This is a genomic window from Enterobacter sp. B79-1 (assembly GCF_057444735.1).
Window position 1 is genome coordinate 79202 of sequence record NZ_JBYAZJ010000005.1, and the last position, 12898, is coordinate 92099.

Below are 12898 nucleotides of genomic sequence, written 5' to 3' on the forward strand. Positions count from 1 at the left end.
ATGCCTCTTCCTCTGATTACGCCACAGCAGGCAACTGCGCTTATTGCTGAGGGCGCTAAACTGATTGATATTCGCGATACCGATGAATATGCCCGCGAGCATATTGCCCTCGCCCACTCCGTCCCGCTGGATTCCTTACCCGGCGCACTTCAGGCTCAGGCAGGGGAAACGGTGATTTTCCACTGTCAGTCCGGTGCGAGAACGTCGAACAACGCCGCGCGTCTGGTACAGGCGGCCTCTCCCGCGCGGGCATACGTCATTGAAGGTGGCATTCAGGGCTGGAAACAGGCAGGGCTGCTGACCGTCGAAGATAAATCACAGCCTCTGCCCCTGATGCGGCAGGTACAAATTGCAGCGGGGCTGCTGATCCTGCTCGGCGTGGTGCTGGGCTACACGCTCTCAGGCGGCTTTTTCCTGCTGAGTGGTTTTGTGGGGGCGGGCCTGCTGTTTGCCGGTCTGACCGGTTTTTGCGGCATGGCGCGGCTGCTGAAGATCATGCCGTGGAACCATCGTACCTCGTAAGCAGTACCAGACCGTTTAATGCTGTACCCTTTGCATGACGTGGGCTAAGGTGAAGATCGCTAAATGAGAGGAGGTACTATGTTTTCTGTTGGTGATTATGTGCAACCGCGTCAGGGCGGTCCAAAACTGAAAGTGCTCGACGTGAAGGACGACAGCATTGTGGTCGTGCAGGCCAGCAATGAACAGGGCGAGACATTTACCCTGAAAGCCGCAGAGGTGACGTTATATACCGAAGCCGGTGATTTTGGCGTCTGCTGAATGTAAAACCGGGCGGATACGTCCGCCCGGCTCAAGACTTAAATCAGAAAATCATCCAGTGTTTTACCGTTTGCCAGCGCATTGGCGATCGCCTTTGGCGTGCGGCCCTGGCCGGTCCACGTTTTCTCTTCGCCATTCACATCGATAAAGCGATATTTCGCTTCACGCACTTTGCGTTTTTTCGCCGGTTTGCCCGCCTGCACGCGTTCAGTACCGAGCAAATCGGAAGGTGAAATACCGTCGGCTTTCATCCGTTCCAGCAACGCATTAATTTTATCCTGCTGCTCTGCACGTTGCTGCTCGAATTCCGACTGCTCGTGTTGTTTTTCTTCAACAACGATCCTGACCTTCTCCAGCATTTCTTCCAGAATGTCGACGGATAATTCACGTGCCATTGCACGCAGCGTACGGATATTATTAAGATTCTGTAACGTCAAAGACATAATAATTAAAAACCTTTTCTTTGGAGTAAACCGGAAATCAGCCGACAGAATAATTCATTTTAAACGCAATATCTACCCATCAGCGCGACAGGACAATTTTGTAAATATTTTAAAATAAATAATTTATATATCTGCCGAGAGAACCGCATGCGTCTCGTGAATTAATTGTCGCATCAAAATATACGGTTACCTTTGAGCCAAATTGTAGAATATCACGCGGCCCTCAAAGACGCGGTTACGACCCCTGAAAGGATTTCACATAACCAATTGATTTATAAATACAAAAATACATGAAGAAGAGAAAATAACGAAGCGAGCAAAAAACAGACAAATTTAGAGCATTTTGTGGAAAAAACGCCAACAAATAAAAATTTATCACTAGTTGTTAGTTTAAAGCCAGAGAGATACGCTATACACGTCAAACAAACCAATCTAAACCACTAAGATTTACCGTTAAAACATCACCTTTTGTGCTTCTCAAGGAGTTCAGACATGTTCTCACCGCAATCACGCCTGCGCCATGCGGTAGCGGATACCTTCGCGATGGTCGTCTACTGTTCCGTCGTCAACATGCTGATTGAAATTTTCCTCTCTGGAATGACCTTTGAGCAGTCACTTTCATCTCGTCTGGTGGCCATCCCGGTCAACATCGTTATTGCCTGGCCTTACGGATTATATCGCGATGCGATTATGCGCTTTGCCCGTCGCATGAGTCCGGCAGGTTGGGTTAAAAATCTGGCCGACGTGCTGGCGTATGTCACATTCCAGTCACCGGTTTATGTGGCTATTCTGCTGACCGTGGGCGCAGACTGGCATCAAATCGCGGCGGCGGTCAGCTCAAATATCGTGGTTTCGATGTTAATGGGTGCGGTCTACGGCTACTTTCTCGACTACTGCCGCCGTCTGTTTAAAGTCAGCCAGTACAGCCAGGCAAAAGCATAAGGTGGGGCGACTGGCTCATGCCAGTCGCAGACTTACTGAATGTCGCCAAACAGTCCCTTCAGAAAACGCTCCAGCGCCATCCGTGAACTGAAACCGTGCGGAATACCATAATGCTCATGCGTCTCACCGCCTAAATAGAGCGGAAATTGCTGATAATGATCGCAGGTTTTAATATCCGAGGCAGGCTCAGCAAAGGACAAACTTCTGTCTTTCAGGGTCGGGTGAATAATGAGAGCAGTGCGCCCCATTCTCGCTTCACGGTTTACGTAAACATAATTCTCGCCACGGCGATATCCATACGCTTTAGATGTCACCTCATCCATGGTGAATCCCTCTTTTTCAAGAACGCGCGCCACCTCATCGGGTCGTAAATACATATCTCTTCCTCGTTATCTTTTCCTGCCCGGCAACCTTACAGTATTCAGCATTAGCAGGGCTTTCAGAATATTCCATAAACGGTTCAATAAGCCGTGACTCGCTTCAGATATTAAATTTCTGAACTAGACTAAACGGGAACGCAAAATTATGGAGGATCCTATGTTTAACAGACCGAACCGAAACGATATTAATGATGATGCGCAGGATATTCGTAATGATGTCAGCCAATTAGCGGACACGCTAGAGGAAGTGCTGAAGTCCTGGGGAAGTGACGCGAAGGATGAAGCAGATGCCGCAAAACGTAAGGCTCAGTCTCTGTTGCGTGAAACCCGTGCCCGGATGCATGGTCGTTCTCGCGCTACGCAGGCGGCCTGCGACGCGGTGAGCTGTGCCAATACCTTCGTCCGTGAAAAACCGCTTTGTGCACTGGGTACGGTTGCCGCCGTCGGTATTTTTGTTGGTGCCCTGCTCAGCCTGCGTAAGTAAACACGACTTATCAGCCCCGGTTGCCTCAGGCGCCGGGGCTTTTCTTTGTCCGAACGCCTGTAAAACCCGTACAGCACGCCCTGCCCCGTTGTGCTCATCACCCGGGCATTATCAATCTAAAATTCCCATATCTTGTATGGTTGATAATTATCACAACTACATCTAGTATTCCTTTAGCAACAGAGACACAACCCGACGCGTTCAATCGCGCCGTTTTCTAATTCTAAATGGAAATACGAATCATGAGCATTATTATTTACACTCGTAACGATTGTGTTCAGTGCCACGCAACCAAACGTGCAATGGAGAGCCGCGGCGTGGCGTTTGAGATGGTGAATATCGATCTGGTGCCCGATGCCGCCGATACCCTGCGTGCGCAAGGTTTCCGGCAGCTTCCGGTGGTCGTTGCCGGAGAGACCAGCTGGTCTGGCTTTCGCCCGGACATGATCAACCGCCTCGCCGCTCAGGCCGCCGGTGCATGAGTGGGCTGGTTTTCTTCTCCAGCAGCTCGGAAAACACGCTCCGCTTTATCGAGCGCCTCGGGCTGCCTGCGACCCGCATCCCGCTTAACGAGCGGGAGCGAATTCAGGTAGACGAACCTTACATACTGGTGGTGCCCAGCTATGGCGGCGGGGGTACGGCGGGAGCGGTTCCCCGTCAGGCGATCCGCTTTCTCAACGATCCCCATAACCGGGCGCTGATCCGCGGGGTTATTGCGGCGGGAAATCGCAATTTCGGCGATGCCTTTGGCCGCGCCGGGGATGTCATCTCTCAAAAATGCGGCGTGCCGTATCTCTATCGCTTCGAACTGATGGGGACACAGCAGGACGTAGAAAACGTGCGTAAAGGAGTGAACGAATTTTGGCAACGACAACCGCAGAACGCGTAATGCAGGCAACGCCTGATTACCACGCATTAAATGCGATGCTCAACCTCTATGACCGCGAGGGGCGCATCCAGTTTGGTAAAGACCATGATGCGGTGGACGCCTTTTTTGCCGCCCACGTTCGGCCTAACACGGTGACGTTTGGCAGCCAGCATGAGCGTCTCGACTATCTGGTTAAAGAAGGCTACTACGAAGAACGCGTGCTGACCCGCTACGACCGCACCTTTGTGGTGAAGCTGTTTGAACGCGCGCATGCCAGCGGTTTTCGTTTCCAGACGTTTCTTGGCGCGTGGAAGTACTACACCAGCTATACCCTGAAGACCTTTGACGGCAAACGCTACTTAGAGAGCTTTGAAGATCGCACCGTGATGGTGGCGTTAACCCTGGCGCAAGGGGATGAAGCGCAGGCTGAACGCTTGATGGAAGAGATCCTCTCCGGCCGCTTCCAGCCCGCCACGCCGACCTTCCTCAACTGCGGCAAGGCCCAGCGCGGCGAGCTGGTCTCCTGTTTCCTGCTGCGCATCGAAGACAATATGGAGTCGATTGGCCGAGCGGTGAACTCGGCGCTGCAGCTCTCTAAACGCGGCGGCGGCGTGGCGTTTCTGCTCTCGAACCTGCGCGAAGCGGGCGCGCCAATCAAGCGCATCGAAAACCAGTCCTCCGGGGTGATCCCGGTAATGAAGATGCTGGAAGATGCCTTCTCCTATGCCAATCAGCTCGGCGCGCGTCAGGGCGCGGGGGCGGTTTACCTGCACGCGCACCACCCTGATATTCTGCGCTTTCTGGATACCAAGCGCGAAAACGCCGATGAAAAAATCCGCATCAAAACCCTGTCGCTCGGCGTGACGATCCCGGATATCACTTTCCGGCTCGCCAAAGAGAATGCCGAGATGGCGCTCTTCTCGCCGTATGACATTGAGCGTATTTACGGCAAAGCCTTTGGCGACGTGGCAATAAACGACCTCTACGACGAGCTGGTGGCCGACGATCGCATCCGTAAAAAGTACATCAACGCCCGCGATTTCTTCCAGCGGCTTGCGGAGATCCAGTTTGAGTCCGGCTATCCCTACATCATGTACGAGGACACGGTGAACCGCGCTAACCCGATTGCCGGGCGCATCAACATGAGCAACCTGTGCTCGGAGATTTTGCAGGTCAACAGCGCCTCCACCTACGACGAAAACCTGGACTACGCGGACATCGGGAAAGATATCTCCTGCAACCTCGGCTCGCTGAATATTGCCCACACCATGGATTCCCCAGACTTTGGCCGCACGGTGGAGACCGCCATTCGCGGGCTGACGGCGGTGTCCGATATGAGCCACATCCGCAGCGTGCCGTCCATTGAGGCGGGCAACGCCGCGTCGCACGCCATCGGCCTGGGGCAGATGAACCTGCACGGGTATCTGGCGCGGGAAGGCATCGCCTACGGCAGTCCGGAGGGGCTGGATTTCACCAACCTCTATTTCTACACCGTCACCTGGCACGCGCTGCACACCTCGATGATGCTGGCGCGCGAGCGCGACCAGCGCTTCGCGGGCTTTGAGCAGTCGCGCTACGCGAGCGGAGAGTATTTCAGCCAGTACCTTGAAGGCGACTGGCAGCCGAAAACCGAAAAAGTGCGCGAGCTTTTTGCCCGCGCGGGGATCGTTCTGCCGACGCGCGAGATGTGGCAGCAGCTGCGTGACGAGGTGATGCGCTACGGCATTTATAACCAGAACCTGCAGGCGGTGCCGCCGACCGGATCGATTTCCTACATCAACCACGCCACGTCGAGCATTCATCCCATCGTGTCGAAAATTGAAATTCGTAAAGAAGGCAAAACCGGGCGCGTTTACTACCCTGCCCCGTTTATGACCAACGAGAACCTGGCGCTCTATCAGGACGCGTATGAGATCGGCCCGGAAAAAATCATCGATACCTACGCCGAGGCGACGAAGCACGTGGATCAGGGGCTGTCGCTGACGCTCTTCTTCCCGGACACCGCCACCACGCGGGATATCAACAGGGCGCAGATCTATGCCTGGAAGAAAGGCATCAAAACGCTCTACTACATTCGCCTGCGCCAGCTTGCGCTGGAAGGCACCGAAATCGAAGGCTGCGTGTCCTGCGCGCTGTAAGGAGAAAGGATGAAACTGTCACGCGTGAGTGCCGTTAACTGGAACAAAATCCAGGACGATAAAGACCTGGAGGTATGGAACCGCCTGACCAGCAACTTCTGGCTGCCGGAAAAGGTGCCGCTTTCGAACGATATTCCGGCCTGGCAAACGCTGAGCCACGCCGAGCAGCAGCTGACGATCCGCGTCTTTACCGGCCTGACGCTGCTGGACACCATTCAGAATACCGTCGGTGCGCCAGCGCTGATGAGCGACGCGCTGACGCCGCACGAAGAGGCGGTGATGTCGAACATCAGCTTTATGGAAGCGGTACATGCCCGCTCCTACAGCTCGATTTTCTCCACCCTGTGCCAGACCAAAGACGTGGACGCGGCCTATACCTGGAGCGAAGAGAGCGCGTCATTGCAGCGCAAGGCGGAGCTGGTGCTGGAGTATTACCGCGCCGACGAGCCGCTGAAGAAGAAGATCGCCAGCGTGTTCCTGGAATCCTTCCTCTTCTATTCCGGCTTCTGGCTGCCGATGTACTGGTCGAGCCGGGGCAAGCTCACCAACACCGCCGACCTGATCCGCCTCATCATTCGTGATGAAGCGGTGCACGGGTATTACATCGGCTATAAGTATCAGAAAGGGCTGGAGAAAGTCAGTCCGGAGAAACGCGAGGAACTCAACGATTTTGCCCTCGATTTGCTGATGGATCTGTACGACAACGAGTTGAGCTATACCGAAGAGCTGTACGCCGGAACGGGCTGGGAGGACGACGTGAAAGCGTTCCTCTGCTACAACGCCAACAAAGCGCTGATGAACCTGGGCTACGAGGCGCTGTTCCCGCCGGAAATGGCGGAGGTGAACCCGGCGATTCTGGCCGCGCTGTCGCCTAACGCCGACGAAAACCACGACTTCTTCTCCGGGTCTGGCTCGTCGTACGTGATGGGCAAAGCGGTGGAGACGGAAGATGAGGACTGGGATTTTTAATGTATGAATTAACGTTCATTAATTAAATATAAATCTCATTATTTCCATACCAATATTTCACCAGGCACTACACTGTAATTTCCCCGTCATATTCGCCTGAACCACACCGATTCAGGCGAAATTTCCCGATGCAGCAGCAAAAAATTGAGAAAAATTCAAAAAGCCCTCAGCCCTTTACTCATGGGAAATTCAGCCGTTTCGCTTGCGTCAAAATTCCGACTTCAGGCCACCTCAGGGTTGTCTCAGATTCTCAGTATGTTAGGGTTATGCCCGTTAACAATTTACCATGGTAATCATATCGACATAAACTAATAACAGGACACTCTCTATTGCATGGCAATTAAATTAGAAGTGAAAAATCTTTATAAAGTATTTGGCGAGCATCCGCAGCGCGCATTCAAATATATTGAGAAAGGCCTTTCGAAAGAGCAAATTCTGGAAAAAACCGGGCTATCGCTTGGCGTTAAAAACGCCAGTCTGGCCATTGAAGAAGGCGAGATTTTTGTCATCATGGGGTTATCCGGTTCGGGTAAATCCACTATGGTTCGCCTTCTCAATCGCCTGATTGAACCCACCCGCGGGCAGGTGCTGATTGACGGCGTGGATATCGCCAGAATATCAGACGCAGAGCTTCGCGAGGTGCGCAGAAAGAAGATTGCGATGGTGTTTCAGTCATTCGCGCTAATGCCGCATTTGACGGTGCTGGATAATGCCGCCTTCGGGATGGAATTAGCCGGTACGCCCGCTCAGGAACGGCAGGAAAAAGCCCTTGATGCACTGCGTCAGGTTGGGCTGGAAAATTATGCCCACGCGTATCCGGATGAACTTTCCGGCGGTATGCGTCAGCGCGTGGGATTAGCCCGCGCGTTAGCCATTAATCCAGACATCTTATTAATGGATGAAGCCTTCTCGGCGCTCGATCCGTTAATTCGCACCGAGATGCAGGATGAGCTGGTAAAATTACAGGCTAAACATCAGCGAACTATTGTCTTTATTTCCCACGATCTGGATGAAGCCATGCGTATTGGCGACCGTATTGCCATTATGCAAAACGGTGAAGTGGTACAGGTCGGCACCCCGGATGAAATTCTCAATAATCCGGCGAATGATTATGTCCGCACCTTCTTCCGCGGCGTGGATATTAGCCAGGTGTTTAGCGCCAAAGATATTGCCCGTCGAACCCCGAACGGCATTGTCCGTAAAACGCCAGGCTTCGGCCCGCGCTCGGCGCTGAAGCTGCTGCAGGATGAAGACCGTGAATACGGTTATCTGGTTGAACGCGGCAATAAATTTGTCGGCGTTGTCTCCATCGACTCCCTGAAAACGGCTCTCACTGAGAACCAGGGGATCGATGCGGCGTTAATTGACGCTCCGCTCGCCGTGGACGCAGAAACGCCGCTCAGCGAGTTGCTCTCTCACGTGGGTCAGGCGCCATGCGCCGTACCGGTCGTTGGTGAGGAACAACAGTACGTCGGCATCATCTCAAAACGGATGCTGCTGCAGGCTTTAGATCGCGAGGGGGCAAACAATGGCTGATCAATCTAACCCGTGGGGTACCACTGAAGCAGCGGACAGCGCTGCGCAATCTGCCGACGCGTGGGGTTCCACGCCAGCCCCGACCGATGGCGGCGGTGCGGCAGACTGGCTGAACAGCGCACCCGCGCCTGCGCCAGAACACTTCAATATTATGGATCCGTTCCACAAAACGCTGATCCCGCTGGACAGCTGGGTTACGGAGGGGATCGACTGGGTGGTCACCCACTTCCGTCCGGTCTTCCAGGGGATCCGCGTCCCGGTGGATTATATCCTGAACGGCTTCCAGCAGCTGATGCTGGGCATGCCAGCGCCGGTGGCGATTATCCTGTTCTCCCTGATCGCCTGGCAGTTCGGTAGCGCGGGCATGGGGGTCGCCACGCTGATCTCGCTGATTGCCATTGGCGCGATTGGCGCGTGGTCGCAGGCAATGATCACCCTGGCACTGGTGCTGACCGCCCTGCTCTTCTGCGTTGTCATCGGCTTACCGATGGGGATCTGGCTGGCGCGCAGCCCGCGGGCTGCGAAGATTATTCGTCCGCTGCTGGATGCGATGCAGACCACGCCGGCGTTCGTCTATCTGGTGCCGATCGTGATGCTGTTCGGCATCGGCAACGTGCCGGGGGTAGTGGTGACCATTATCTTCGCCCTGCCGCCGATTATCCGTCTGACCATTCTGGGGATTAACCAGGTGCCTGCAGATCTGATAGAGGCATCGCGCTCGTTCGGCGCCAGCCCGCGTCAGATGCTGTTCAAAGTTCAGCTTCCGCTGGCGATGCCGACCATCATGGCGGGCGTTAACCAGACGCTGATGCTGGCCCTGTCGATGGTGGTGATCGCCTCGATGATCGCCGTTGGCGGACTGGGCCAGATGGTGCTGCGCGGTATTGGCCGTCTCGATATGGGGCTGGCGACCGTCGGCGGCGTCGGGATTGTGATCCTCGCCATCATTCTTGACCGCCTGACCCAGGCTGTCGGTCGTGATTCACGCAGTCGCGGCAACCGTCGCTGGTACACCACCGGCCCCGTCGGGTTATTCACCCGCCCTTTCACGAAGTCAAAATAAGGAACAACGATGCGACATAACGTCCTTTTTGCCACAGCGTTTGCCACTCTTGTCTCCACCAGCACGTTTGCGGCTGAGCTGCCTGGTAAAGGCATTACCGTACAGCCGGTGCAGAGCACCATTTCGGAAGAGAGCTTCCAGACGCAGATCGTCAGCCGCGCGCTGGAGAAGCTGGGCTACACGGTCAACACGCCGAGTGAAGTGGATTACAACGTGGGCTACACCTCGATTGCCTCCGGTGACGCCACCTTTACCGCGGTGAACTGGCAGCCGCTGCATGACGATATGTATGCCGCCGCCGGTGGTGACAAGAAGTTCTACCGCGAAGGCACCTTCGTGACGGGCGCGGCGCAGGGGTATCTGATCGACAAGAAAACCGCCGATAAGTACCACATCACCAACATTGAACAGCTGAAAGATCCGAAGATCGCCAAACTGTTCGACACCAACGGTGACGGCAAGGCCGACATGATGGGCTGCTCGCCGGGCTGGGGCTGTGAAGCGGTGATTAACCACCAGAACAAAGCCTTCGATCTGGCGAAAACCGTCGACGTGAGCCACGGCAACTACTCCGCGATGATGGCCGACACCATTGCCCGCTTCAAAGAGGGTAAACCGGTGATCTACTACACCTGGACGCCGTACTGGGTGAGCGACGTGCTGAAGCCGGGTAAAGACGTGGTGTGGCTGCAGGTGCCGTTCTCCTCCCTGCCGGGCGAGCAGAAAGATATCGACACCAAACTGCCGAACGGCATGAACTACGGCTTCCCGGTGAACACCATGCATATCGTCGCCAACAAAGCCTGGGCAGAGAAAAACCCGGCGGCGGCGAAGCTGTTCTCGGTGATGAAGCTGCCGCTGGCAGACATCAATGCCCAGAACGCCATGATGCATGCGGGTAAATCGTCAGAAGCGGATGTGAAAGGCCACGTGGACGGTTGGATCAAAGCCCACCAGCAGCAGTTCGACGGCTGGGTGAAAGAGGCGCTTGACGCGCAGAAGTAAAAAATACAACACAACCTTACCCCTCACCCTAACCCTAACCCTCTCCCCAAAGGGGAGAGGGGACTTTATACACCCTCTCCACTTTGGGGAGAGGGCTGGGGTGAGGGGATTAACCGCACAAACACACACATAACAATCCCCCAACATTCACCATCATTGGTTATTATGGTTTCCGGAAATATAATCACTCAACTAACGATTCCTGAAACTAATGACAAAAACAACTCAGGGGCTTAGCCCCGCACTCATCCTTTTAATGTCCGTGGCAACGGGTCTGGCAGTCGCCAGCAACTACTACGCGCAACCTCTTCTCGACACCATCGCCCGCGCGTTCAATCTCTCTGCCAGCTCCGCAGGCTTTATCGTCACCGCCGCCCAGCTTGGCTATGCCGCCGGGCTGCTGTTCCTGGTGCCGCTCGGCGATATGTTTGAACGCCGAATGCTGATCGTCTCCATGACCCTGCTGGCGGCCGGTGGGATGTTGATCACCGCCAGCAGCCAGTCGCTGACGATGATGATTATCGGTACCGCCCTGACGGGACTGTTTTCCGTGGTGGCGCAAATTTTGGTGCCGCTGGCGGCAACGCTCGCTTCACCGGAAAAGCGCGGCAAAGTGGTCGGCACCATCATGAGCGGCCTGCTGCTGGGGATTTTACTGGCGCGAACCGTCGCCGGGCTGCTGGCTAGCCTCGGCGGCTGGCGCACCGTTTACTGGGTGGCGAGCGTGTTGATGGTAGTGATGGCACTGGCGCTGTGGCGCGGGCTGCCGAAAGTGAAGCAAGAGAACCATCTTAACTACCCTCAGCTTCTGGCCTCCGTACTCAGCCTGTTCACGCAGGATAAACTGCTGCGCACCCGCGCTCTGCTGGGGTGTTTCACCTTCGCCAACTTCAGCATTCTCTGGACGTCGATGGCCTTTCTGTTGGCCGCACCGCCGTTTAACTATTCCGAAGGGGTGATTGGTCTGTTTGGTCTGGCCGGTGCGGCGGGCGCGCTGGGCGCAAGACCGGCGGGTGGGCTGGCTGACAAAGGCAAGTCGCACATGACCACGACTGCCGGGCTGGTTTTACTTCTGCTCTCCTGGGCGGCTATCTGGTATGGGCACGTCTCCGTGCTGGCGCTGATCGTCGGTATTCTGGTGCTCGACCTGACCGTTCAGGGCGTGCATATCACCAACCAGACCGTCATTTACCGCGTGAAGCCAGAAGCGCGAAACCGCCTCACGGCCGGGTACATGACCAGCTACTTTATCGGTGGTGCTGCAGGTTCGTTGATTTCTGCTTCCGCATGGCAGCATGCGGGCTGGACAGGCGTGTGCGCCATCGGCGCCATCATGGCGGTGCTGAATCTGCTGGTCTGGTGGCGTGGCTATCACCGCCAGGAGGCAATTCACTAAGATTTACACTGCTTTAGGCCTCCTGGGGTGTAAAGGGGGCCTGCATCTGTTAATGTTAACGCAATTATTTATTCCAGAAATTTTAATGTGGGTGACATATTTAGTTTACGCATGAATAGCTCAGACCCCCATCCTCACATTCCCTCTTCAACGGGTTTATACCCTACGCTTTCTGTGCTCACCGGGTCACGGACTTACCCGGCGCTTTCTGATGGTGACATACGTTTGGCGGATATAACCGCACAAATAATTCATTTACATTATTTGTCACTATCGTTACTATATCGGCTGTAATTAATGAGGTTATGCCCAAAATGGATAGTTCGTTTACGCCCATTGAACAAATGCTTAAATTCCGCGCCAGTCGTCATGAGGACTTCCCTTATCAGGAAATCCTGCTGACTCGCCTGTGCATGCACATGCAGGGTAAGTTGCTGGAAAACCGTAATAAAATGCTGAAAGCTCAAGGGATTAACGAGACGTTGTTTATGGCGTTAATTACGCTGCAGTCTCAGGAAAACCACAGCATTCAGCCGTCTGAGCTGAGCTGCGCGCTGGGTTCATCCCGCACCAATGCGACCCGTATCGCTGATGAGCTGGAAAAACGCGGCTGGATTGAGCGCCGTGAAAGCGACAACGACCGCCGCTGTCTGCATCTGCAACTGACCGATAAAGGTCACGAATTCCTGCGTGAGGTGCTGCCACCTCAGCACAATTGCCTGCACAAACTCTGGTCTGTCCTCAGCACCGCCGAGCGAGACCAGCTTGAGCACATCACTCGCAAGCTGCTCACCCGTCTGGACCAGATGGATGAAGATGGCGCCATCCTTGAGGCGCTGCGCTAACGCGACGACACGCTCGAATATCCTGATTTAAAAAAGAAAACTGACAGGC

The 12898-nt window shown here is 54.8% G+C and carries 15 protein-coding genes; 13 read left to right on the top strand and 2 right to left on the bottom strand.

Annotated features, from left to right (window positions below):
- Positions 1 to 522, top strand: a complete 522-nt coding sequence (locus AC2T6E_RS15135; RefSeq protein ID WP_148400988.1) for a rhodanese family protein — start codon at positions 1 to 3, stop codon at positions 520 to 522.
- A 78-nt stretch (positions 523 to 600) separates the two neighbouring features.
- On the top strand, positions 601 to 780 hold the full coding sequence (locus AC2T6E_RS15140; RefSeq protein ID WP_010434327.1) for a YodC family protein: 180 nt from the start codon (positions 601 to 603) through the stop codon (positions 778 to 780).
- Positions 781 to 818: 38 nt separating this feature from the next.
- Here the strand turns inward: AC2T6E_RS15140 and stpA are convergent, their stop codons facing one another.
- Positions 819 to 1223: a DNA-binding protein StpA gene (gene stpA, locus AC2T6E_RS15145; protein ID WP_148400990.1), complete on the bottom strand. Its 405-nt coding sequence runs from the start codon at positions 1221 to 1223 to the stop codon at positions 819 to 821.
- Between the two features lie 492 nt (positions 1224 to 1715).
- Here stpA and alaE point away from each other — a divergent pair, with 492 nt between their 5' ends.
- Entirely contained in the window at positions 1716 to 2165 is a 450-nt protein-coding gene (alaE, locus tag AC2T6E_RS15150; protein WP_120159318.1) for an L-alanine exporter AlaE, read from the top strand.
- 32 nt (positions 2166 to 2197) lie between these two features.
- Here the strand turns inward: alaE and AC2T6E_RS15155 are convergent, their stop codons facing one another.
- Positions 2198 to 2542 carry a DUF2002 family protein gene (locus AC2T6E_RS15155; protein WP_010434335.1) on the bottom strand — a complete coding sequence of 115 codons (345 nt, stop codon included), beginning with the start codon at positions 2540 to 2542 and terminating at the stop codon, positions 2198 to 2200.
- Positions 2543 to 2702: 160 nt separating this feature from the next.
- On the opposite strand from AC2T6E_RS15155, the gene AC2T6E_RS15160 reads away from it, so the two are divergent.
- The 10 genes from AC2T6E_RS15160 (at position 2703) to mprA (ending at position 12849) form a co-directional block, all read left to right on the top strand.
- Positions 2703 to 3029 carry an ElaB/YgaM/YqjD family protein gene (locus AC2T6E_RS15160; protein ID WP_010434339.1) on the top strand — a complete coding sequence of 109 codons (327 nt, stop codon included), beginning with the start codon at positions 2703 to 2705 and terminating at the stop codon, positions 3027 to 3029.
- A 242-nt stretch (positions 3030 to 3271) separates the two neighbouring features.
- The gene (nrdH, locus tag AC2T6E_RS15165; RefSeq protein WP_108416426.1) at positions 3272 to 3511 is read left to right on the top strand and encodes a glutaredoxin-like protein NrdH; all 240 of its coding nucleotides are present in this window, start codon (positions 3272 to 3274) and stop codon (positions 3509 to 3511) included.
- The gene (gene nrdI, locus AC2T6E_RS15170; RefSeq protein WP_325839731.1) at positions 3508 to 3918 is read left to right on the top strand and encodes a class Ib ribonucleoside-diphosphate reductase assembly flavoprotein NrdI; all 411 of its coding nucleotides are present in this window, start codon (positions 3508 to 3510) and stop codon (positions 3916 to 3918) included. Before nrdH ends, nrdI begins: the two co-directional genes overlap by 4 nt.
- Positions 3891 to 6035 (top strand): class 1b ribonucleoside-diphosphate reductase subunit alpha, encoded by a 2145-nt coding sequence (nrdE, locus tag AC2T6E_RS15175; protein ID WP_212474284.1) that lies wholly within the window; start codon positions 3891 to 3893, stop codon positions 6033 to 6035. Before nrdI ends, nrdE begins: the two co-directional genes overlap by 28 nt.
- A gap of 9 nt (positions 6036 to 6044) precedes the next feature.
- Positions 6045 to 7004, top strand: a complete 960-nt coding sequence (gene nrdF / locus AC2T6E_RS15180) for a class 1b ribonucleoside-diphosphate reductase subunit beta (protein ID WP_182401275.1) — start codon at positions 6045 to 6047, stop codon at positions 7002 to 7004.
- A 333-nt stretch (positions 7005 to 7337) separates the two neighbouring features.
- Entirely contained in the window at positions 7338 to 8540 is a 1203-nt protein-coding gene (proV, locus tag AC2T6E_RS15185) for a glycine betaine/L-proline ABC transporter ATP-binding protein ProV (RefSeq protein ID WP_182401277.1), read from the top strand.
- Positions 8533 to 9603 (top strand): glycine betaine/L-proline ABC transporter permease ProW, encoded by a 1071-nt coding sequence (gene proW / locus AC2T6E_RS15190; RefSeq protein ID WP_108416422.1) that lies wholly within the window; start codon positions 8533 to 8535, stop codon positions 9601 to 9603. The genes proV and proW overlap by 8 nt, the downstream gene beginning before the upstream one ends.
- 9 nt (positions 9604 to 9612) lie before the next feature.
- A complete protein-coding gene (gene proX / locus AC2T6E_RS15195; protein ID WP_260662672.1) occupies positions 9613 to 10608 on the top strand; it encodes a glycine betaine/L-proline ABC transporter substrate-binding protein ProX in 996 nt (331 codons plus the stop codon).
- 211 nt (positions 10609 to 10819) lie between these two features.
- Complete coding sequence (locus AC2T6E_RS15200; protein ID WP_486692387.1) at positions 10820 to 12004, top strand: MFS transporter; 1185 nt, start codon at positions 10820 to 10822, stop codon at positions 12002 to 12004.
- A gap of 314 nt (positions 12005 to 12318) precedes the next feature.
- The gene (gene mprA, locus AC2T6E_RS15205) at positions 12319 to 12849 is read left to right on the top strand and encodes a transcriptional repressor MprA (RefSeq protein WP_089601288.1); all 531 of its coding nucleotides are present in this window, start codon (positions 12319 to 12321) and stop codon (positions 12847 to 12849) included.
- The last annotated feature ends 49 nt before the right edge of the window (positions 12850 to 12898 follow it).